Source organism: Stenotrophomonas sp. YJH_SMC_20, from assembly GCF_059367845.1.
In genome coordinates, this window is record NZ_JCAFRG010000006.1 from 178,616 (window position 1) to 199,305 (window position 20,690).

The 20,690-nt window shown below is 67.5% G+C and carries 19 protein-coding genes; 7 read left to right on the plus strand and 12 right to left on the minus strand.

The genetic code is table 11. The features are described 5' to 3' along the window. Window positions 1-38 precede the first annotated feature (38 nt). The gene (locus AC5P6A_RS12655; protein WP_058978691.1) at window positions 39-554 is read right to left on the minus strand and encodes a DNA-deoxyinosine glycosylase; all 516 of its coding nucleotides are present in this window, start codon (window positions 552-554) and stop codon (window positions 39-41) included. A 186-nt stretch (window positions 555-740) separates the two neighbouring features. Between AC5P6A_RS12655 and AC5P6A_RS12660 the strand changes: the two genes are divergently transcribed. From AC5P6A_RS12660 to glpK, 3 genes are all read left to right on the plus strand, one after another. Then, on the plus strand, window positions 741-1,376 hold the full coding sequence (locus AC5P6A_RS12660) for an OmpW/AlkL family protein (protein WP_346715119.1): 636 nt from the start codon (window positions 741-743) through the stop codon (window positions 1,374-1,376). 242 nt (window positions 1,377-1,618) lie between these two features. Further along, the gene (gene glpD, locus AC5P6A_RS12665) at window positions 1,619-3,106 is read left to right on the plus strand and encodes a glycerol-3-phosphate dehydrogenase (RefSeq protein WP_171952599.1); all 1,488 of its coding nucleotides are present in this window, start codon (window positions 1,619-1,621) and stop codon (window positions 3,104-3,106) included. Between the two features lie 103 nt (window positions 3,107-3,209). Further along, window positions 3,210-4,709 (plus strand): glycerol kinase GlpK, encoded by a 1,500-nt coding sequence (glpK, locus tag AC5P6A_RS12670; RefSeq protein WP_346715120.1) that lies wholly within the window; start codon window positions 3,210-3,212, stop codon window positions 4,707-4,709. 179 nt (window positions 4,710-4,888) lie between these two features. On the opposite strand, the gene AC5P6A_RS12675 is transcribed toward glpK, so the two are convergent. Continuing rightward, window positions 4,889-5,683, minus strand: a complete 795-nt coding sequence (locus AC5P6A_RS12675; protein WP_021203869.1) for a MetQ/NlpA family ABC transporter substrate-binding protein — start codon at window positions 5,681-5,683, stop codon at window positions 4,889-4,891. 26 nt (window positions 5,684-5,709) lie between these two features. Continuing rightward, on the minus strand, window positions 5,710-6,681 hold the full coding sequence (locus tag AC5P6A_RS12680; RefSeq protein WP_019660741.1) for a helix-turn-helix transcriptional regulator: 972 nt from the start codon (window positions 6,679-6,681) through the stop codon (window positions 5,710-5,712). An 80-nt stretch (window positions 6,682-6,761) separates the two neighbouring features. Between AC5P6A_RS12680 and AC5P6A_RS12685 the strand changes: the two genes are divergently transcribed. Beyond that, window positions 6,762-7,364 (plus strand): LolA-like protein, encoded by a 603-nt coding sequence (locus AC5P6A_RS12685; protein WP_495222320.1) that lies wholly within the window; start codon window positions 6,762-6,764, stop codon window positions 7,362-7,364. A gap of 107 nt (window positions 7,365-7,471) precedes the next feature. Beyond that, entirely contained in the window at window positions 7,472-8,248 is a 777-nt protein-coding gene (locus AC5P6A_RS12690; protein ID WP_019660743.1) for a DUF481 domain-containing protein, read from the plus strand. Window positions 8,249-8,376: 128 nt separating this feature from the next. Here AC5P6A_RS12690 and hemC read toward each other — a convergent pair whose 3' ends face one another. From hemC to AC5P6A_RS12720, 6 genes are all read right to left on the minus strand, one after another. Beyond that, window positions 8,377-9,288 (minus strand): hydroxymethylbilane synthase, encoded by a 912-nt coding sequence (gene hemC, locus AC5P6A_RS12695; protein WP_111099183.1) that lies wholly within the window; start codon window positions 9,286-9,288, stop codon window positions 8,377-8,379. A gap of 360 nt (window positions 9,289-9,648) precedes the next feature. Beyond that, entirely contained in the window at window positions 9,649-10,380 is a 732-nt protein-coding gene (locus AC5P6A_RS12700; RefSeq protein WP_019660745.1) for a LytR/AlgR family response regulator transcription factor, read from the minus strand. Window positions 10,381-10,390: 10 nt separating this feature from the next. Beyond that, a complete protein-coding gene (locus tag AC5P6A_RS12705; protein ID WP_019660746.1) occupies window positions 10,391-11,434 on the minus strand; it encodes a sensor histidine kinase in 1,044 nt (347 codons plus the stop codon). Between the two features lie 3 nt (window positions 11,435-11,437). Continuing rightward, window positions 11,438-12,097 carry an alpha/beta hydrolase gene (locus AC5P6A_RS12710; protein WP_019660747.1) on the minus strand — a complete coding sequence of 220 codons (660 nt, stop codon included), beginning with the start codon at window positions 12,095-12,097 and terminating at the stop codon, window positions 11,438-11,440. Window positions 12,098-12,147: 50 nt separating this feature from the next. After that, window positions 12,148-14,073, minus strand: a complete 1,926-nt coding sequence (mdoH, locus tag AC5P6A_RS12715; RefSeq protein WP_019660748.1) for a glucans biosynthesis glucosyltransferase MdoH — start codon at window positions 14,071-14,073, stop codon at window positions 12,148-12,150. Between the two features lie 572 nt (window positions 14,074-14,645). After that, on the minus strand, window positions 14,646-14,816 hold the full coding sequence (locus AC5P6A_RS12720) for a hypothetical protein (protein ID WP_021204097.1): 171 nt from the start codon (window positions 14,814-14,816) through the stop codon (window positions 14,646-14,648). Window positions 14,817-15,030: 214 nt separating this feature from the next. On the opposite strand from AC5P6A_RS12720, the gene AC5P6A_RS12725 reads away from it, so the two are divergent. Next, the gene (locus AC5P6A_RS12725) at window positions 15,031-15,417 is read left to right on the plus strand and encodes a DUF2628 domain-containing protein (protein WP_019660750.1); all 387 of its coding nucleotides are present in this window, start codon (window positions 15,031-15,033) and stop codon (window positions 15,415-15,417) included. Window positions 15,418-15,495: 78 nt separating this feature from the next. Here AC5P6A_RS12725 and AC5P6A_RS12730 read toward each other — a convergent pair whose 3' ends face one another. The 3 genes from AC5P6A_RS12730 to AC5P6A_RS12740 all read right to left on the minus strand — a co-directional run bounded on the left by AC5P6A_RS12730 (window position 15,496) and on the right by AC5P6A_RS12740 (window position 20,143). Continuing rightward, window positions 15,496-18,027 (minus strand): methyl-accepting chemotaxis protein, encoded by a 2,532-nt coding sequence (locus AC5P6A_RS12730; RefSeq protein ID WP_019660751.1) that lies wholly within the window; start codon window positions 18,025-18,027, stop codon window positions 15,496-15,498. A 212-nt stretch (window positions 18,028-18,239) separates the two neighbouring features. After that, window positions 18,240-19,133 (minus strand): NAD-dependent epimerase/dehydratase family protein, encoded by an 894-nt coding sequence (locus AC5P6A_RS12735; protein WP_019660752.1) that lies wholly within the window; start codon window positions 19,131-19,133, stop codon window positions 18,240-18,242. 98 nt (window positions 19,134-19,231) lie between these two features. Next, entirely contained in the window at window positions 19,232-20,143 is a 912-nt protein-coding gene (locus AC5P6A_RS12740) for a S41 family peptidase (RefSeq protein ID WP_227844047.1), read from the minus strand. 52 nt (window positions 20,144-20,195) lie between these two features. On the opposite strand from AC5P6A_RS12740, the gene AC5P6A_RS12745 reads away from it, so the two are divergent. Beyond that, a complete protein-coding gene (locus AC5P6A_RS12745; protein ID WP_019660754.1) occupies window positions 20,196-20,660 on the plus strand; it encodes a MarR family winged helix-turn-helix transcriptional regulator in 465 nt (154 codons plus the stop codon). The last annotated feature ends 30 nt before the right edge of the window (window positions 20,661-20,690 follow it).

Consider the following 20,690-nt stretch of genomic DNA (forward strand, 5'->3'; position numbering starts at 1 on the left):
CCACCAGTCGGTAGCGTATTGTCCCTACGATGTCCGCTTCATGTCGCCAGTGCGTCTGCCACCGGCTGCCAGGCCTGGCGCAGGCGCGGCAGCGACCAGGCCGCATTGGCCGGGCTGGTCGACGGCAGTACCACCCGTTTCGGCGGAGCCTCCAACCGTGGCAGCACCCAACGCTGGAATGCCTGCGCTGACGCGGCGCCATTGCAGCCGACCAGCTTCAGCTCGGGCAACGCGGCGATCAGTTCCGGCAGTGCATTGGGCACTTCCGTGCCACGCACGATGTCCGCATCCAGACTGCCCCGGCGCTCACAGCGGCCGATCACATCCCACAGGCCGATGCCTGCGGCGTTCAACGCCTGCAGCCGCGCTGCATAGGGCAGATCCGCACTGAAGCCACAGATATCGGCCATCAACGGCCAGAAACGGTTGCGCGGATGCGCGTAGTAGCGCTGCTCCTGCAGCGACGCCACGCCTGGCATCGAGCCCAGCAGCAGCACGCGGCACTGCACGTTCACCTGCGCTTGCAGGCCAATGCACAACGTTGCTTCGCTCACATCTTCTCCAACTGCATGAATGTCAGCGAGGGCCGAAAACCCCATGAATGCAGGCATTCCGCACCCGTCGCTGAACAAGGAAAACTATTTTTTAACGTGCGTCGGATTCGATTCATGTTGGTGCGACTACGGTGTGCTCGCCCCGCAACCGGGGGCCCAAAACAAGAAACATTAGGAGATACCCCCATGCGCTCCATCCGTATCCTGAGTCTCGCCCTGCTGACCTCCGCCGCCTTTGCACCGGCCGCTTTCGCCCAGGACAGCAGCAGCACCGACACTGCCTCGGGCAAGCATTTTGCCGTGGTTGGCGGCATCTCGCTGCTGGAACCGAAGAACGACCCGATCACCGGCGTGAAGAAGACCGATGGCGGCCCGGCGCCGACCGTCAGCTTCAGCTACTACATCAACGATAACTGGGCCGTTGAACTGTGGGGCGCTGCCGACAAGTTCGAAAACAAGTTCAAGGGCCCGAACAACGCCCGCCTGGGCTCGGTCGAGCAGCAGCCGGTCGCGCTGAGCGGCCAGTACCACTTCGGCCAGGCTGACAACGTGTTCCGCCCGTTCGTGGGCGTGGGCTACTACCAGTCGAGCTTCAGCAACGAGAAGCTGGGCAACGGCGCTGACACCGACATCCGCTTCAAGGATGCCAAGGGCGTGATCGGTACCGTCGGCATGGACATGAACATCAACTCCACCTGGTTCGCCCGTGCCGACGCCCGCTACATGCGCGCCCGCCCGGACGTGAAGGTTGGCGGCGAAAAGATCGGCGAAGCCAAGATGGATCCGTGGACCGTCGGCTTCGGCATCGGCGCCCGCTTCTGATCCAGGCTGCACCTGCTTCACTGATGTAACGCGACGGGCCCTTCGGGGCCCGTCGTCGTTTCCGTCACCGGCGTTCTGTAGAGTCGAACCCATGCTCGACTGCCTTTTATGTAGAGTCGAGCCAAGCCCCTATCCCGAGTCGAGCGGCGGGCTCCGCGCGCATTGCGATGCGTTACGTTCAATGGCGCCCACGGTCAATGGTGGCGCGGCTCGGCTCTAGACAAACAGGGTGCGAAGGCGCGATGGAGGAAGTCGACCTGCTGGTGATCGGTGGCGGCATCAACGGGGCCGGCATCGCCCGTGATGCCAGCGGACGCGGACTGCGCGTCCTGCTGTGCGAACAGCATGACCTGGCCGCGCATACCTCCAGTGCCAGCAGCAAGCTGGTCCACGGCGGCCTTCGCTACCTCGAACAGGGCGAATTCGGCCTGGTGCGCAAAGCGCTGGGTGAGCGTGAGACGGTACGCCGGCAAGCCCCTCACCTGGTCCATCCTCTGCGTTTCGTCCTGCCCTGGGAACCGCACCTGCGCCCGCGCTGGATGCTGCGCGCGGGACTGTGGCTGTACGACCATCTGGGCCGGCGCAGCCCTGCGTTTCCCGCATCGCACGCACTGGACCTGCAACGCGATCCGCTGGGTCGCTGGCTCTCCCCCTCGCTGCGCATCGGCTTCAGCTACGCCGATGCGCAGGTCGATGACGCGCGGCTGGTGCTGCTCAACGCCCTGGATGCCGCGCAGCGCGGCGCACAGGTGCGGGTCCGCAGCCGCTGCATCGACCTGCGCCCCGTTCACGGCCGATGGCAGGCCGTTCTGGAATCCGCCGATGGCCAGCCGCACCCGGTGACTGCGCGCGCCGTTGCCAATGCGGCTGGTCCGTGGGCCGGCGGCCTGCTGGAACAGATGCAGGGGCGCGGCGATGGCCCCGCGCTGCGCCTGGTGCAGGGCAGCCACATCGTGCTGCGCCGCCCCTGGCCCAGCGACAGCGCCTGCCTGCTGCAGCAGCCCGATGGGCGCGTGGTGTTCCTTCTGCCCTTCGCCCACGACCACCTGCTGGTCGGCACCACCGACACCGACTATCGCGGTGACCCGGCGCGCTGCAGCGTGCTCCCTGCGGAGGTGACGTACCTGTGTGATGCGGCCAATCGCTACCTGCGTGATCCCATCGCAGCGGAGGAGGTGGCCTGGCGGTTCGCTGGCGTACGCCCGTTGCTGGCCGATCCCGATCCGCGTGCGGCACGACTCAGCCGTGATTACCGCCTGCAGTTGCAGTCCCACCCGGCACCGGCGCTGCACGTGCTGGGAGGCAAGCTCACCACCTACCGGGTGCTGGCCGAGGAAGCGCTGGAGCTGCTGCGGCCGGCGCTGCCGCAGATGGGCCCGGCGTGGACGGCAGGCGGAGACCCGCTGCCTGGCAGCGACTGGGGCGACGCCACGCAGGCGTGCTCGCGCCTGCAGTTGCTGGCACCGTGGTTGCCCGAGGAAATCGCACGCCGCTGGGCCGACGCCTACGGCAGCCGCAGCGCGGAGCTGCTGCATGGCCTGCAGGGTGTGAACGATCTTGGCGAAGACTTTGGCGGCGGCCTGCACGCGCGGGAAGTCGCTTTCCTGCGTGAGCGCGAATGGGCCTCGAATGCCGAGGACGTGCTGTGGCGGCGGAGCAAGCTGGGGTTGCGGCTGGACGCGGCGCAGGTGGCACGGCTGCAGGCGTGGATGGAGCAAGCCAGCGTGTAGAGCCGGGCCATGCTCGGTTGCATCCGCACAACGCAGCCGAGCATGGCCCGGCTCTGCAGGAAGCTGAGGTACCTTACCCCGACCGCTCTACCGGAGACGCTGCATGACGCCCCGCTACGTGCTGGCCATCGACCAGGGCACCACCAGTTCGCGCGCGATCCTGTTCGACCGTGCCGGCGACATCGTCGGCAGTGCACAGCGCGAATTCGCACAGATCTTCCCCCAGCCCGGCTGGGTCGAGCATGACCCGCGCGAGATCCTTACCAGCGTCTACGCCACGCTGACCGAACTGCTCAGCCGCGAACAGATCGATCCGCGCCATATCGCTGCGCTGGGCATCACCAACCAGCGCGAAACCACCGTGGTCTGGGACCGCGCCAGCGGCCAGCCCATCCATAACGCGATCGTCTGGCAATCGCGGCAGAGCCACGCCATCTGCGAGCGGCTGAAGTCCGACGGGCATGAAGCGCTGGTCCGCGAGCGGACCGGCCTGCTGATCGACGCCTATTTCTCCGCGACCAAGGTGCGCTGGATCCTCGACCACGTGGAAGGTGCGCAGCAGCGCGCCGAGCGTGGCGAGCTCCTGTTCGGCACCATCGACAGCTGGCTGGTGTGGAACCTCAGCGGTGGCCAGGCGCACGTGACCGATTACAGCAATGCCGCGCGCACCCTGCTGTTCAACATCCACACGCTGGACTGGGATGAAGACCTGCTGGCGCTGCTGGACATCCCGCGCGCGATGCTGCCGCAGGTGCGCGACTCCAGTGCGGTGTACGCACACACCCGGCCGCAGTTCTTCTTCGACCACCCGATCCCGATCGCCGGCATCGTCGGTGACCAGCAGGCGGCGCTGTTCGGCCAGGCCTGCTTCCAGCCGGGCATGGTCAAGAACACCTATGGCACCGGCTGCTTCATGCTGATGCACACCGGCGCGCAGGCGGTGCGGTCGCGCAACGGCCTGCTGACCACCATTGCCTGGGGCCTGGACGGGCGCGTGGAGTATGCGCTGGAGGGGTCGATCTTCATCGCCGGCTCGGTGGTGCAGTGGCTGCGCGACGGACTGCGCATGATCGAACGCGCCAGCGACAGCCAGGCGCTGGCCGCACAGGTACCCGACAGTGGCGGCGCCTACCTGGTGCCGGCGTTTGTCGGCCTCGGCGCGCCCTATTGGCGCAGCGATGTGCGCGGCGCGATGTTCGGCCTGACCCGCGGTACCCGCAAGGCGCATTTCGTGCGCGCCGCGCTGGAAGCGATGGCCTACCAGACCCGCGACGTGCTCGATGCAATGCAGTCCGATGCCGGTATCGCGCTGACCGAACTGCGCGCCGATGGCGGTGCGATCGGCAACGACTTCCTGGCCAGCTTCCAGGCAGACATCCTCGGTGTGCCGCTGCTGCGGCCGCGGTTGACCGAAACCACCGCGCTCGGTGCGGCCTATCTGGCCGGCCTGGCCGTCGGGTTCTGGTCCAGCCGCGAACAGATCACCGCGCAATGGGGCCTGGACCGGCGCTTCGAGCCACAGATGGAGGTGTCCCGGCGCGAGAAGCTGTATGCGGGATGGCAGCAGGCGGTGGCCGCCACCCTCGCCTTCCACGTCGATTGAAACTGCAATGCCCTGCCCTGCTGCGGCACACGTGGAGTGACACGGTAGAGCCGAGCCATGCTCGGCCGCCGCCGGTGAAATGCCGGAAACAGCAGAGCCGAGCGTGGGCTCGGCTCTACAGGGAAGGCAGTGTCGACGAAGGTCGACACCCACCGTTCAAATCAACAGATCAGCCGCAATCAGAACGCCGGCAGCACCGCGCCCTTGTACTTGGTCTCGATGAAGGCCTTCACCTGCGGACTGGTCAGGGCCTTGGCCAGTTTCTGCACACGGGCGTCGTCCTTGTTGTCCGGGCGCGCGACCAGGAAGTTCACGTAAGGCGAATCCTTGCTCTCGATCGCCAGAGCGTCCTTGGTCGGGTTGAGGCCGGCATCCAGCGCGTAGTTGGTGTTGATCAGTGCCAGGTCCACCTGGCCCAGCACGCGCGGCAGCATCGCCGAGTCGAGTTCGCGGAACTTCAGGTTCTTCGGGTTGGCGGTGATGTCACGCAGGGTCGACAGCGCGTTGGCCGGATCCTTCAGCTCGATCACGCCGGCCTTGTGCAGCAGGATCAGCGCGCGGCTGTTGTTGCTCGGGTCGTTCGGGATCACCACGTCGGCACCGTCGCGCAGCTCGGCCAGCGACTTGACCTTGCGCGAATAGGCACCGAACGGCTCGATGTGCACGCCGATCACCTTCACCAGATCGGTCTTGCGATCGCGGTTGTAGGCATCCAGGTACGGCTCGGTCTGGAAGTAGTTGGCGTCCACCTGCTTCTGCACCAGCTGGTCGTTGGGCTGCACGTAGTCGTTGAACACGCGCACGTCCAGGTCCACGCCTTCCTGCTTGAGGATCGGCTTGACCACTTCAAGGATCTCGGCATGCGGCACGGCCGTGGCGGCCACCACCAGCTTCTGCGAGGGCTCGCCGGACGTGCCGCAGGCGGTCAGGGCCAGCGCAGCGGCGAGCAGGGGCAGCAACAGGGTCTTCTTCATGGGCGGAAGGGTTCTCGGGGGGAGTGTCAGGATTTTTCGTAGTTGCTCAGGGCCAGCTCGAGCAGCGCCTTGGCCTGCTCGCGCAGCATCACCGGCTCGATGATCTCGGCATCCGAACCATAGTGCAGCACGTCCATCAGCAGCTCGCGCGAGACACTGTACGGCACCTTCAGTTCGTAGCGGCCATCGGCCAGGAAGCGGCCCTGCTGCTTGGAATGCCAGTGCTCGTCGGCCACCCAGCGCGCGGCCTTGGCGCTGAACAGGATGGTCGCCCAGCCCTTCGGCGCACCAGAAAAAATGCCATAGCTGGCGCCGAGCTGCTCGTCCAGCTCGCTGTCGGCGACATCGCGGGCGGTGCTGTCGATCACCCGTGCCTTGTGGATGCGGTCCACGGCGAAACTGCGCAGCGCCTCGCGGTCATGGTCCCAGGCATCCAGGTACCAGTTGTCGCGATAATGGGTCAGGCGCTGCGGCGAGACGGTACGCTTGGTCGGCTCGTCGGTGGAACGGGCACGGTACTCGAACGCCAGCTGGCGGCGCTCCAGCACGGCCGATGCGACGCTGCGGAAGCTGCCTTCGTCAAACTTGCGGCCACGGTGCGGAATCACCCGCACGCGGTCCACCGGCCAGCTGGACACGCCCGCCTGGGCCGCCAGCAGGCTCTCGATGCGCTGCTGCAGCGGCGCCAGCACCGAAGACAGCACGCCACCGCCGGTGCGCGCCAGCAGGTGTTGCGAAGCCAGCAGGGCATGCAGCTCCTCCGAGCTGAGCCATAGGCCAGGCAGTTCGAAGCGGTCGCTCTCGTCGGCCTGGTAACGGAAGCCTGCCTCGCCGTCGCCCTCGATCGGTGCCATCAGCGCATCGCGCAGGAAGGCCAGGTCGCGGTAGACGGTGGCACGGGAACAACCGAGCTTGTCCTGCAGGGTCGCCACCGTCACCGGATAGCGCGCGGACTTGAGCAGACGATGCAGGGCGGTGATGCGTTCGTATCGGTCCATACCCCCGATTATGTCCGAGTCGCGGGTCTTGTGTGGGACGTTTGGGCTATCGTGGTCGCCCCCACCCCATGGAATGCCCGATGCGCCGGTTGCCTGCCCTGTCCCTGCTGGCCTGCCTGCTGCTGGCCGCCTGCGATCGCGCGCCGGCGCCGGCGGGCACCGAGACCCCGGTACCCGCCGCCGATCCGGCACAGGCGGTGCTGGGCGCCAGCCAGCGTTTCGCCGCCCTGCGCAGCTTCCACGCCGAACTGGAAGTGCTGGGCGCGCCGCAGCGGGTACGCAGCGCCATGGACTTCGTTGCACCCGACCGTTTCCGGGTGGAGACCCCGGCCGGGCCGCAGACCATCATCGGCGACACCCTGTTCCTGCAGGCCGACGGTGCGATCCGCCAGGTGCCGGCCCCGCCCGGCCTGCTCGAGCAGTGGCGCAACCCGCTGCCGGCCGGCGCCCTGCCCGCCGACCTGAAGGCCGAAGATCTCGGCAGCCAGGCGCTGGACGGGGTCGAGACCCGTCACTACCGGCTGCGCGGCAACCAGCCCGGCGAACGCCTGGAGTACTGGGTGGATGCCCAGGGCCTGCCACGCCAGATCGTGCGCAGCGGCAGCAGCAATGGCCGCAGTTTCCAGCTGCGGCTGCGCTATTCGCGCTTCAACGACCCGGCGTTGCGCGTCGATCTGCCCTGAATGGGCGGTCGCGGCAACGTCTGCTGAAGCGGGCGTTTGGATCGATTCGGACCGCCATCACGCTTCCAGTATCATCACCGGCTGTCAACCGCTTCGGAGTAGTCCCGATGTTCCTGCGCGTGTCCCTGCTGATCCCCCTGCTGCTGTGCGCGCCGCTCGCGTACGCACAGGATGCCTCCGAACTGGCGGCGATGTCCTCGCCGTGGAGCGGCAGTGGCGGCGAGCTCGGCTTCGCTTCGGCACGCGGCAACAGCAGCACCGAGAGCTTCAACGGCCGCCTGCGCCTTCGCTACACCGACGGCGACTGGGTTCACAGCATGGACCTGGCCGGCCTGCGCTCCAGCTCCAAGGTGACCGAGACCCGCGATGACGGCACCACCACCCGCCGCAACAACACCACGGCCAATCGCTACACCGGCAGTGCCGGCAGCGCGCTGCAGCTGGGCGAGCACCGCCAGCTGACCGCCACGGTGCGTACCGAGCGCGATGACTTCGCCACCTACGACCGCCAGAGCTCGTTCGGCCTGGGTTACGGCACCCGCCTGTGGAACACCGAGCGCTTCTCGTTCGACGCGCAGATCGGTCCCGGTGTGCGCCGCACCCACAGCACCGAGGACGACCGCACCCGCACCGGCATGATCGGCCGTGGCCTGTTCGACATGAAGTACTCGCTGACCGACAACACCGATCTGGTGAACACGCTGCTGGTCGAGTCCGGTTCGTACAACACCTTCGGCCAGAACGACTTCGGTGTCTCGGTGAGCATGAACGAGCACCTGGCGCTGAAGGCCGGTTGGCAGGCGCGTTACAACAGCGACGTCGCTGTCGACAAGCGCAAGACCGATACGCTGACCACGATGAACGTGGTCTACAAGTTCAAATAAGCAGAACGGGCGCCGAGGGCGCCCGTTTCGTTTTTGTAGAGTCGAGCCATGCTCGACTTGAGCGCGAAGCCCGGGATTTTCCCGGCGAAGAGCAGCCGAGCATGGCTCGGCTCTACAGACATCGGGGCTCAGGCGTTCAGCAGTTCGCCGGCGCCATCGTCCAGCAGCATGTTCGCCACGCGCTGGCCCAGCGCTTCCGGGGCATTGGCCGGGCCCACCGCCTCGGCACGCACAGCACGGCCATCGCTGGCGCTGCCAACCAGCCCCTGCAGGTGCAGGTCGTCGCCCTGCCACTGCGCGATGGCCGCCACCGGCACATGGCAGCTGCCATGCAGCGCACGGTTCATTGCCCGCTCGGCTTCCACGCAGGCACGGGTAGCCGCGTCATCAAGCTGGCCGAACAGCGCCCTCAGGTGCGCATTGCCGCCATCGCACTCCACCGCCACCGCGCCCTGCGCCGGGGCCGGCAACCACTGCGGCGGTTGCAGGCGCGCGACGATGCGCTCACCCAGGCCCAGGCGCTCCAGGCCGGCCACGGCCAGCACGATGGCGTCGTAGCCGCCGTTGTCGAGCTTGGCCAGGCGGGTGTTGACGTTGCCGCGCAGGTCGAGCAGCTCCAGGTCCGGGCGCAGCGCGCGCAGCTGGGCCTGGCGGCGCAGCGACGAGGTACCGACCCGCGCGCCGATCGGCAGCGCGTCCAGCGAGGCGTACAGGTTGGAGACGAAGCCATCGGCCGGATCGTGTCGGGGCAGGATTGCCGGCAGCGCGAACGGCTCGTCCAGTTCCATCGGCACGTCCTTCAAAGAATGCACGGCGCAGTCGGCCTCACCGCGCAGCATGGCCAGCTCCAGTTCCTTCAGGAACAGGCCCTTGCCACCGATCGCGGCCAGCGAGCGGTCGAGCACCTCGTCACCGCGGGTGCTCATCGGCACCAGTTCCACATGCAGGCCGGGATGGGCCTGGCGCAGGCGGTCAGCGACGTGTTCGCTCTGCCAGAGGGCGAGCGGGCTCTTGCGGGTGGCGATGCGGACGGTTTCCATCCGGTCATTATCGCGCCTCCGGCGCGGATACGGCCAACGGCGGAGCCCCTCGTGGCTGGCGGAGGGGTCGCGAAAGCAACAGCCGCGCTTGGCCGGGCGGGGTGGGGTCGCGGGACCGTTGGCGCCATGGGCGCGAGGCATGCCTCGGGCGGGTTGGGCAGGACGCCCAACCCCGGTCTTGCCGTGTGCGCAGGACAGCGCACACGAGCAAGGCGCCATCGAGCTTACATGGATGTACTTGCAGCGTGTCCCGCCGCCCCACCCCGGCCCAACCCAGCACGTAGAAACAACGAGCCATGACCCGCTGTTGCTGTTGCTGTTGATTTCACAGCAGTCGCGGCCGCAGGCCGCGCGGACCACTCACAGATGCCGCAGTTCCTGCTTCAGCGTCGCCACGCAGCGGCGGCTGACTTCCAGCGGTTGCTTGCCATGGCGCAGCATCGCCTGCACCTGGCCGCCCGTGCCACGACGCAGCTCCACCAGCTCATGGCGTGCCACCAGGCAGTTGCGATGGATGCGGATGAAGCGGCTGGCGAACTCCTCTTCCAGCGACTTCAGTGACTCTTCGATCAAGTCTTCTCCACGTGCGTGGTGCACCACCACGTACTTCTCTTCGGCCTGCAGGTAGTGGATGTCGTCCAGCGGGATCAGCCGCAGGCTGCCGCGCAGGCGTGCGCACAGCATGCTCCGTGCCTGTTGCCCACGATGGTCCTGCGGCTGGCCATCACGGCCGGCCAGGAACGTGCGTGCGCGTGCAATCGCCGCCGCCAGGCGTTCGGCGCGCACTGGTTTCATCAGATAGTCGATCGCCGCAGCCTCGAACGCCGACAGCGCATGCGCATCGTAGGCGGTGCAGAACACCACCGCCGGCCGGGGTTCGAAGCTGGCCAGATGACGGGCCGCTTCCAGGCCATCCAGCCCGGGCATGGCGATATCCAGCAGGACCAGGTCCGGCTGCAGCTCCGCGCACGCGTGCAGGGCCTGCTCGCCGTTACCGGCCTCGGCCACCACGACCACGCCGTCCTGCGCGGACAACAGGCTGCGCAGGCGCTCGCGCGCCAGCGGTTCGTCATCGGCGATGACTACCCTCACGATCGCTCCCTCACTGGATCGGCACTGTCACCTGGCAGGCATAGTAGCCCTCGCTCCAGCCAGCCGTCATCCGCGCGGCGCTGCCGAAACGCCAGGCCAGCCGATGGCCGATGCTGTGCTGGGCATGGCCGGCACCGCGCGCCAGGGCCAGTCCGGGCGCCTGCGGGTCGGGCGCCGGGTTGCGCACGCGGATCTGCAGCTCGTTGCCCTCGCGCACCAGCTGCAGCTCGATGGTGCCGCCCTCGGGCAGCCGCGAGATGCCATGCAGCACGGCGTTCTCCACCAGCGGCTGCAGTACCAGGCGAGGCAGGGGAAGATTCCAGGGCAGCGGCTCATCGCGCTGCCAGCGCACCTGCAGACGCTCGCCCAGGCGCAGTGATTCAATCGACAGGTAGCGCTCGGCCAGCTCGCATTCGTCACGCAGGGTGGAATCGCCCTCGCCCGCCCCCAGCGCCGCACGGAACAGATCGGACAGGTCCAGCACCGCACGCTCGGCCACCGCCGGATCGCGATGCAGCAGGCTGGCGATCAGGTTCATGCTGTTGAACAGGAAATGGGGGCGGATCCGCGCCTGCAGCGCATCGGCCTGTGCGCGTGCGTTGGCCTGCACCTGCGCGGCCCAGCGGTCACTCACGTAGAAATAGCGCAGGGCCAGCGCGGTGATCAGCGCGGTGGTGGCCGCGCTGCCCAGCGTGAAGCGCCAGAAGCTGATGCCGCGGGCGAAGTTGTCGCCCAGCACCGCGTACAGCGCATGCACGATGCCGGCGCAGATCACCGCGATCAGTGTCGCCAGTGCGATGGCCGCCACAGCCCCCAGCACCTGCGGCAGCCTCGACAGCGCCTGCCGCAGCAGGCACAGGCTGGCGGTCACCGCCAGCGCAAGCCACAACGCGAAGCCGCTGGCCGACAGCAATTCGCCGAAGGTCCAGTGACGGCTACCGTCGGGCGCCAGCGCCAGTACCACCACCACCAGCTCGGCCAGGCCGAGCATCGCCGCCAGCCGCGGCAGGCGGCACAGTTCCGGCATCCACGGCGGGGCGCTGGCCGGTGACATGGCTCAGGCGGCGCCCAGGCGTTCCTGCAACCAGTCACCCAGCGCCTGGATTTCTTCGGCGCAGACCTGGTGGGCCATCGGATAGCTGTGCCACTCCACCTCCAGGCCCATCGCCTGCAGGGCCTGCGCGCTGTGTACGGCCACCGCCTGCGGAATCACCGGGTCGCTGCTGCCATGGGCCATGAACACCGGCACCTGCACCGCACCGTCAGCGCGCTTGGCGCTCTCGGCCTCGGGCAGGTAGGTGGACAGTGCAATCAGGCCGGCCAGTGGCGCCGTGCGTGACAGTGCGGCGGTCAGGATGATCGCGCCACCCTGCGAGAAACCGGCCAGGAAGATCTTCTCCGGAGCGATGCCGCGCTCGATCTCACGCGCGATCAGCGCATCCAGCTGCAGTACCGAGTCCTGCACGCCGGCCATGTCGGCGCGCGAGCGGAAATCCATGCCGACGATGTCGTACCAGCCGCGCATCGGCACGCCGTTGTTGATCGTGATCGGCCGCACCGGCGCATGCGGGAACACGAAGCGCAGCGCTGGCCAGTGCGGACGCACCAGCTCCGGCACGATCGGCGCGAAGTCGTGACCGTCGGCGCCAAGGCCGTGCAGCCAGATCACCGACCACTGCGGCGAGGCGCCGGTTTCCTGTTCCACCGTTTGCAGCATGATGTGGCTCCTTCAAGTTCGAGCCGCATTATGCCGCTGCCGCAGGGCGATCAGTACAGCGGCGGTTGTTCGGCCGCTTCCCGGCGCAGCTGTGCAGCGCGTACCAGCACCGGCGGCGGGATGTTCTCTTCGGGGATATCGAGCAGGCCAAGCCGATGCAGGAAGGTACCCGGCCCGCGCGATGACGTCAGCGCCACCACCGGGACCGCCAGCACCATGCCGATCACCACCGGCGCCATCCACGCGGCCAGCGACGGCGATACGGCCCAGGCCAGCACGCCCATGAAGGCACCGAATACGCCGAGGCCGCCATAGCCGCGGATCAGCGCCAGCCACGAGATACCACCGTCGTCACGCTGCTGCGCGTCCCAGCCGGAATCGCGCCCGGACAGCACTTCGGCGACGCCGCGCGACTGCACGTACATCACCACCGGCGCCATCAGCGCGGCCAGTACGGTTTCCACCAGCATCGAAACGAACGCGCGGATCGCGCCACCACAGCCACGACGGTCGACCGGCTCCAGAAGCATTGCCAGGTACCCCAGCACCTTGGGCAGCAGCAGCACGGCCATGGTGGCAGCGAACAGGCGAACCACCTGTTCTTCGTCCTGTGCGCGCCAGTAAACGCTGGGCGACAGGTGCAGCAGGGCGTTGAAATCAATGCCTTCCTGGAACAATGGAATGGCGATGCCGATCAGCATCAGCATCGCCCACATCGGCGCGGTGAAGTAATGGCCGATGCCGATCAGCATGTGCGTGCGGCTGATCCAGTGCAGGCCACGGCTGCCGACCACCTTGCCGTGTTGCAGGTTGCCCTGGCACCAGCGGCGGTCGCGCACCAGCAGGTCAGTCAGTGTCGGAGGGCCTTCCTCGTAGCTGCCACCCAGGTAGGGCACCATGTGCGCGGCCCAGCCACCACGCCTCATCAGCGCCGCTTCGACGAAGTCATGGCTGAGCACATGGCCGCCGAACGGCTTGCGTCCTGGTAGCGCTGGCAGGCCGGCGTGGTCTGCGAAGGCGCGGGTGCGGATGATGGCATTGTGGCCCCAATAGTTGCTCTCGGCGCCATGCCACCAGGCCACGCCACGCGCAATCACCGGCCCGTACACGCGGCCACCGAACTGCTGCATGCGCGCGAACAGGGTACGGCCACCGATCACCGACGGCAGGGTCTGGATCAGGCCGACGTCGGCGTTGTGTTCCATGCCGGCCACCAGGCGCACGATGCTGTCGCCGGTCATCAGGCTGTCGGCGTCCAGGATCAGCATCTGCGGGTAGGCGCCGCCGAAGCGGCGCACCCAGTCGGCGATGTTGCCGGCCTTGCGCCCGCTGTTGTCGCCACGGCGGCGGTAGAACAGCCGCACCCGGCCATCAGGTACACGCTCGCGCAGTTCGGCAAACACCTGTTCCTCGGCACCGGCGATGTCCTCGCGGCGGGTGTCGCTGAGCACGAAGAAGTCGAAGCGGTCGAGCTGGCCGGTGGCCGCCACCGACTCGTAGATCGCCTGCAGGCCCGCCAGCAGGCGGCGCGGGTCTTCGTTGTAGGTTGGCATCAGCAGCGCGGTGCGGCTGTGTACCGTAGGCAGCGGCTTGTCCGGATCGATGCCCAGCCGGTAACCCCGGTCGAACACCGCCGTCAGGAAGCCGGCCACGGCACTGGCGAACGACAGCGCAATCCAGGCGAACAGGCCGACGAACAGCACCAGCAGGCAGGCTTCAAGCACACTGATGCCGTTGGCCGACAGCACCCGCCACATCATCCGGGTAGCGATGGCGGTCATCGCCAGCGTGCCGCCGAAGATGTAGAACCGGCGCAGGCCGATCAGCCGCGGCGAGGTGCGGTGGCGTCGAACCTTCAGATGGCCCTCGCGCAGGGTCTGCTCGGGCATCTGCAACGGCGATTCCACCGGCAGCAGCGCCCAGCCGGCATCAAGCCGGGGCGTATCCGCTTCCGCATGGATGGTCTGCACCCCCATTGCCGCCTACTCCGCGCGGTCGGCACGGCCGGCCATCCCGGCCGGGCTGCATGCACCAAGGTTCCCGGCGCGCTTTCCCGGCGCCCGCACTTGTCCTGGCTGCGTCGGCCTCACGCCGCGCAGTCGCTGTCTGTCACTACCGGAACCCACACGATCTCCAACAGGGCGGAATCGAAAATGCGGCCCAGTCTAGGGCGCCGGATGTAAGCCGGGTGCGAAGGCCTACGCCGGGATTTATCCCCATTCAGCAAACAGCAGGCGAGTCTGGCAGCCAGGTATCGGATGTCACCTCGTCGCCTCCTGTGCTGGATCGTAACAAATGCGAACGGTTATCATTTCATGAACCAGGCAGGTTGCCGTCGTCCGCACGGTCAAAACCCACCCAGCTGCGCCGGTTCCAGCCCCGGCGCCGTACGACCCATGGAAGGGAGCTGCCCGCTGCCTGCGTGCGCCTGCTGCCTCCATCGGGTCACCCTCCTCCGATGGAAGCCATCATGCCCCTGTCCCGTTCCCGTCCCCCGCGCGCGCCGTGATCGCGCTGGCGTGATGCCAGCGCGATCAACGGTGGCGGATTACTCGCTTTCCAGCGCGGCCGGCGCCGCGTCCCGCGTGGCGGCCGTGCGCGCACGGTCCATCGCCACCGCCAGTTGCTGGCGCGCGAGCAGTTGTTGTGCCTGCACCACTTCAGGTGTCGGCAGGAGCACCGGCCCCGGTGCGTTTTCCGGTGTAGCAGCTGTGGTCATGCAACCTCCATGGACATCCCGCCGCCGCCGGGGTCAACCGCGGCGGCAGCGGAACTGCGCACCCTAACCTAAAAACAAGGCGGGCGGGTGACGGTGCGGCGCCGGGCCGCAGCCGTCGGAACAAGGCAGGCGTCACATTTTTGACGGCAGCGCTTGGATCCTGAATAGGACTTGTCCTATCATGAAAACGTTTTCTCACAGGGATGTTTCCCCAATGAATACCACTGACCTGTCCCAGTTCAGCCCGAAGTGGCAGTTCCGCTTCAACTTCTTCCGCCAGCACGGCGCCCCCAAGAACCCCGGCTTCAAGCAGGCCTGGAAGGCGCTGTCCTTTGGTGACCGCCTGAAGATCAACCTGAACTTCTTCGCGCTGTTCTTCGGCGCCATCTACCTGCTGATCCTTGGCATGTGGCGCAAGGCACTGGTGGTGATCGGCATCAACATCGTACTGGCCATCATCACCATGTTCCTTCCCGACGTTGTCGGGCGCATGCTGTTCATCGCCATGAACCTGCTGGTCGCCTCCAGCACCAACTACAGCTACTACCTGGAGAAGGTGGAAGGGCGCACCAGCTGGAACCCGTTTGAAGGCATGTTCTGAGCCATCAGACCTGCGCAGGGATGCGCGGCAAGGATGCAAGCGACGCCCGGCCCCCGCCGGGCGTCTTCGTTTTCTGGCTCAGGCCGCGCGGCGTGCCGTGGCCATCGGCCCGGCCTGCAGGCGGAAGCGCGACACCGCCACCGCCAGCTGCTCGGCCTGCTCCTCCATCGAGCGGGCTGCTGCACTGGCTTCCTCCACCAGTGCAGCATTCTGCTGGGTGGTTTCGTCCATCTGCACCACGGTCTGGTTGACCTGCTCGATGCCGGCCGACTGTTCGCGCGAGGCGGCCGAGATCTCGGCCATGATCTCATTCACGCGGCCGACCTGACCGACGATGTCCTGCATGGTGCGTCCGGCACCGTGGACCAGCTGCGCACCGGCTCCGACCTGTGCCACCGAAGCGTCGATCAGCTCCTTGATCTCCTTGGCGGCACCCGCTGAGCGCTGCGCCAGCGCACGGACTTCGCTGGCGACCACGGCGAAGCCACGGCCCTGCTCGCCGGCGCGCGCGGCTTCCACCGCCGCGTTCAATGCCAGGATGTTGGTCTGGAACGCAATGCCATCGATCACCGAGATGATCTCGGCGATGCGCTGCGACGAGGCTTCGATCTGCTGCATCGTCTGCACCACCTGGCTGACCACCTCGCCCCCTTCGCTGGCCACGCCCGCTGCGGAACCGGCCAGCATGTTGGCCTGCAGCGCGTGGTCGGCATTCTGGCGCACGGTGGAGGTCAGTTCCTCCATCGACGCGGCGGTTTCTTCCAGATTGGCGGCCTGCTGTTCGGTGCGGCGCGACAGGTCGCTGTTGCCGGCCGCGATCTCGCCAGCGGCCAGGCGGATGCTGGCCGCCGACTGCTGGATCTGTCCGACGATCTGAGTCAGCTGCTGCACGGTGCTGTTGGCATCGTCGCGCATCACCGCGAACACCCCGTGGAACTCACCCTGCATGCGCGCAGTGAGGTCGCCGGCGGCGATCGCGCGCAGCAGCGTAGACAGTGCAGCCAGGTTGTGGTCGCTGACCTGCATCATTGTGTTCAAGGTCTCCACCATGCGGCGGAAATCATGCTCGAAGCGCAGCGCATCACCGCGCACGGCGAAATCACCGGCAGCGGCGGCGGCGGCCAGCTGCTGGATCTGCTCGTTGATCGCAGCCAGGTTGCCCTTGGTGGTTGCCATCGCGGCGGTGAATGCCGCCTTCTCGCCCGGCAGCGCTTCCATGTCCACGCTGAGGTCGCCCACTGCGTAGCGCTGCATCACCTCGACCAGGCGCTGGGTGACCGCATTGCTGGAGGCCACCAGCTGGTTGCTGTCGGCCACCATGCGGCCGTACTCGCCCGGGAACGCCGCAGCATCCATGCGGTAGCTGAGTTCCCCGGCATCGTGGCGGCGCGCCATTTCGGCCTGCGCAGCCATCACTGACTGCAACTGCCCACGCATGCCCTGCATCGCGTCCAGCAGGCGCCCCACTTCGTCGTTGCTGCGCGCCGGCAGCGTGCTGTCCAGCTTGCCGGCGGCGACATCACCGGCCACGCGCACCGCTTCGGCCAACGGACGGATCGCCAGGCGGCGCAGCAGTACATGGACACCGGCGCTGAGGCTCAGCGCGGCGATCACGCCGACCAGCAGGGTCAGCCACAGCAGCTGGCGTGCCTCAGCCACGATCACCGCGTGCGGCATCACCACGCCCAGGGCAAAACGCTGCGGCGCATCGCCGACCCGCAGCGGTACATACACCCGCACATTGCCGGCCGCATCCGGAGTGAAGGCCTCGAACGGACGGTCGGCGGCAATGTCGGCCAGCATGCTGCGGGTCTGCGCGTCGCTGCGCGGCTTGCCGATCTCGGCGGCATTGGCCGAGGCCAGCACCACACCCTTCGGCGACAGCAGTTCGACACGACCGGCCCCCATCGGCTTCAGCGTGGCCAGGTGCTTCTGCAACGCCGCCAGCGAGAAGTCCACGGTGAACACGCCCAGGAATCTGCCGTTCTCGATGATCGGCGTGCTCAGGGTGCTCATGAGCACCTTCTGGCCGGCGATGTCATAGGCGTAGGGTTCGCTGACCTTGGGCAGCTTGTCACGGCTGGGCCCCATGTACCAGTCGCCCGATCCGCTGGCGGTCTCGGTGTAATCGGTCATCACCGACTGCTGCGGCTTGCCGTCCTGCCAGGCCCAGTAGCTCATGTAACGGCCGGTGGCATCGTGTGCTTCGGTATTGACGAACTCCGCATCCTTGCCGTCGAAGGCATCGGCCTCCCACATGGTGCTCTTGCCGAGCCATTGCGGATGAGCACGCAGCTGTTCGCCGAGCACCGCCGCTAGGCTGGCGCGGTCGGGCACGTCGCCACGGGCACGCTGGGCCAGCACGCTTTCAACCATGGCATCGTTGCTGGCAAAGGCGGTGCCCAGGTCAGCCGCCACCTGGCGCGCCTCGGCGTTGGCCTCGCTGGTCATGGTCTGGCGCGAGGCGCTGATCAGACTGGCGCTGGCCTGCCGGTAGATCAGGAACGCGGTCAGGCCGAAGCACAGCAGCGCGATCACAGCGGTGCCCAGCATCAGCTTGTGGGCGATGCTGCCCGGGCGTTGGGCAGTGGCGGAGCGGGAAGAAGGCATGGGAGGGTCCGCAAGGCAATTCAGGACGACCGGCGTCACGAGGACACCGCGCAGGCGCGCGATCCGTCGCGCAGGCCACCGGCCGCCGGGCCGCGCCCGGTGCACGAGGCACACCGGGTTTAGCGGCCGGCCGCCATCGAGATTGAGGCCAGCGGCCTACACATTCCTGAACCTGCTCAGGGTGGGCTCGGTGCCCGCCCCCTGCGACCATCTCATTCGGCGACCCGATCCTTGATCCACTCCGCCCTTGGCAGCACCTCGATGCTGCCGGCGGCGTACTGCTGCAGCACGTCGTCCGGGCCGAAGCGCGGCTGCCAGCCCAGCACGCTGCGCAGGCGGGCACTGTCGTAGACGCGATCGATGCTCAACGGCAGCGGCCAGCCCCGTCGTTCGAACTCGGCCAGCAGCTGTGGCGCGCGGCGTGCCAGCACGCTGCGCGGGTGGGTGGCCAGCTCCAGGCAATCCTCACGCCGGAACGGCGTCGGAGCGCACGCGATGTAACGCGCGAAAGCGGCGCCTTCGTCCAGCAGCAGTGCAGCATGCGCGCTGGCTACATCACGTGCGTCGATACCGCGGTGCAGGCGGAACATCGCCATGCGTTCGGGCGGCTCGGGGAAGCAGCGGGCCATGCGCAGCACGCGCACGCTGAAGGCCGGCGCCGCAGCGGCTTCGGCCAGTGCTTCGGCCTGCAGCTTGGTGCGGTGGTAGATCGTGCGCGGCAACGGCTCGGTGTCTTCATCGATCCAACGGCAGCCACCGGCGACCACGGCGTGGCCGTACAGCGCGGTTGTACTGGTCAGCACGAATCGCCGCGCCCCGGCTTCGCGTGCGGCCTGCAGCAGGTGCGCGGTCGCCTCCACGTTGATCTGGTGGAACACCCCGTCCGGCACCAGGCCGACATGGGGTGCGTGCAGGGCGGCGGTATGGATCACGGCGTCAACGCCCTGCACCGCCCGTGCGACAGCCTGGTGATCGGTGACATCGGCAATGATGCGGGTGGTGGCGAATGGGCTGCGATCCAGCCCCACCACTTCGTGGGAGGCCGCCAATGCGCCGAAGATCGCGCGCCCGATCCGCCCGGAACTGCCGGTCAGCAGAATCTTCATTGAGTCCATTCACTCGAAGCGCCCGGGAACTACCGGGATGCTTCGATTCTAGGCACGCTGCATGTCGTCTGCGATAGGGCGCAATTGCAATTGTGCGTTCATTCCCGCGAGGCCGATCGGGCCAGCAGCTGCCGCGCGACGAACAGCGGATCGTCACCGCCTGCCGCGTCGGGCGTGACACCGGTGCGTTCCCAGTTGGTTCCGGTATGTAGATTGATCGGTTGCCGATCGGGAATGCTGATCTGATAGCCATCCGGCAGCAGCACAGGATCATCGACCATGTGTGCAGCGCCGCCGCTGCGCGTGCCGACAATGCGTGCACGGCCCAGCGCCTGCAGCGAGTAGGCGACGAACTCGGCAGCCGACGCGGTGCGGCGATCGATCAGCACGACCAGCGGCTTCAGGTAAGTGGGCAGGCTTGCCGGCGGCAGTGGTACCAGCGTGCGCCGCCCGCGCTGGTCCAACTGCTGCACCGCGTCGATCTTCGCGTCCAACAGCGTGCGCACCAGCAGGTCGGCACTGCCGTCATCCCCGCCGCCGTTCTGGCGCAGATCCAGCACCAGGCCATCGGTGTCGGCCAGCAGCTCGAGGGCGGCGGCGAGTTTCCGCCGGGCCAGATCCAGCGGATAGAATGTACTCAGCCGCAGGTAACCGATGTTGCCCTCCAGCACCCGTACCTCGCGCACGCCAGCGCCATTGCTGCGCGCATCCGCGCGCCATGCCATCAGCCAGTCGTCCTGGCCGGCCGTTGCGTCCACGCGCTCTACATGGAAGTGGCCATCGAACGTGTCCAGGTCCTGGTTCAGGCGTGCGCTGAAAGCCTTCGGATCCGAGCAGCTGTCCACATAGCGCTGCTGGGTGGACCAGCCGCGCACGGCTTCGGCAATGCGTGCGCCTTCGGCCGCATCCAGGTACTGCGCCTCTATCGCCGTGGCCGCTGCCTGCAGCACGGCGTCCTGCGCCGGGCAGGCGGCCGCCAGCAACGCGCCAAGCATCCACGAAACCGTCATGATCGCCTCCGTCGCCTTGATGATATATAAGTGCTTATATATCATTGTCATCATGGATCTCCAACGTGCAACTCTGGGAACGCTGCTGCGTGCCCTGCTCGACCAGCTCGACCCGGCGGTCGAGCAGGCCTACCGGGACCTGCAACTGGACTACCGGCCGCGCTACACCCCGGTGCTGCGCACGCTGATGGTGCAGGGCCCCTGCCGCATCAAGGATCTGGCACTGGCCTGCGGGCTCAGCCACTCCGCGCTCAGCCAGACGGTTTCAGCGATGGTGCGCGACGGCTGGCTGCACGCTGCGGTGGGCGAGGACAGCCGCGAACGCATCCTGCAGTTGAGCCCGCACGCCCTGCAGGCATTGCCGGCGCTGCAGGCGCAGTGGCAGGCTACGGCGCTAGCGGCCCGCAGTCTCGACGCCGATCTTGGACAGTCGTTGGAACAGGTGCTGCGTGAGGCATTGAAGGTGCTGGAGCAACGACCGTTCGCGCAACGCCTGCGCGACGCCCGCCTGCGCTGATGCAGTGCGTCGGCGACACCCCGCGTGTTC

Coding starts and splice junctions, on each gene's coding strand:
- AC5P6A_RS12660 (WP_346715119.1), top strand. CDS start 741: ATGCGCTCCATCCGTATCCTGAGTCTCGCCCTGCTGACCTCCGCCGCC.
- glpD (WP_171952599.1), top strand. CDS start 1,619: ATGGAGGAAGTCGACCTGCTGGTGATCGGTGGCGGCATCAACGGGGCC.
- glpK (WP_346715120.1), top strand. CDS start 3,210: ATGACGCCCCGCTACGTGCTGGCCATCGACCAGGGCACCACCAGTTCG.
- AC5P6A_RS12675 (WP_021203869.1), bottom strand. CDS start 5,683: ATGAAGAAGACCCTGTTGCTGCCCCTGCTCGCCGCTGCGCTGGCCCTG.
- AC5P6A_RS12680 (WP_019660741.1), bottom strand. CDS start 6,681: ATGGACCGATACGAACGCATCACCGCCCTGCATCGTCTGCTCAAGTCC.
- AC5P6A_RS12685 (WP_495222320.1), top strand. CDS start 6,762: ATGCGCCGGTTGCCTGCCCTGTCCCTGCTGGCCTGCCTGCTGCTGGCC.
- AC5P6A_RS12690 (WP_019660743.1), top strand. CDS start 7,472: ATGTTCCTGCGCGTGTCCCTGCTGATCCCCCTGCTGCTGTGCGCGCCG.
- hemC (WP_111099183.1), bottom strand. CDS start 9,288: ATGGAAACCGTCCGCATCGCCACCCGCAAGAGCCCGCTCGCCCTCTGG.
- AC5P6A_RS12705 (WP_019660746.1), bottom strand. CDS start 11,434: ATGTCACCGGCCAGCGCCCCGCCGTGGATGCCGGAACTGTGCCGCCTG.
- AC5P6A_RS12710 (WP_019660747.1), bottom strand. CDS start 12,097: ATGCTGCAAACGGTGGAACAGGAAACCGGCGCCTCGCCGCAGTGGTCG.
- mdoH (WP_019660748.1), bottom strand. CDS start 14,073: ATGGGGGTGCAGACCATCCATGCGGAAGCGGATACGCCCCGGCTTGAT.
- AC5P6A_RS12720 (WP_021204097.1), bottom strand. CDS start 14,816: ATGACCACAGCTGCTACACCGGAAAACGCACCGGGGCCGGTGCTCCTG.
- AC5P6A_RS12725 (WP_019660750.1), top strand. CDS start 15,031: ATGAATACCACTGACCTGTCCCAGTTCAGCCCGAAGTGGCAGTTCCGC.
- AC5P6A_RS12730 (WP_019660751.1), bottom strand. CDS start 18,027: ATGCCTTCTTCCCGCTCCGCCACTGCCCAACGCCCGGGCAGCATCGCC.
- AC5P6A_RS12735 (WP_019660752.1), bottom strand. CDS start 19,133: ATGAAGATTCTGCTGACCGGCAGTTCCGGGCGGATCGGGCGCGCGATC.
- AC5P6A_RS12740 (WP_227844047.1), bottom strand. CDS start 20,143: ATGACGGTTTCGTGGATGCTTGGCGCGTTGCTGGCGGCCGCCTGCCCG.
- AC5P6A_RS12745 (WP_019660754.1), top strand. CDS start 20,196: ATGGATCTCCAACGTGCAACTCTGGGAACGCTGCTGCGTGCCCTGCTC.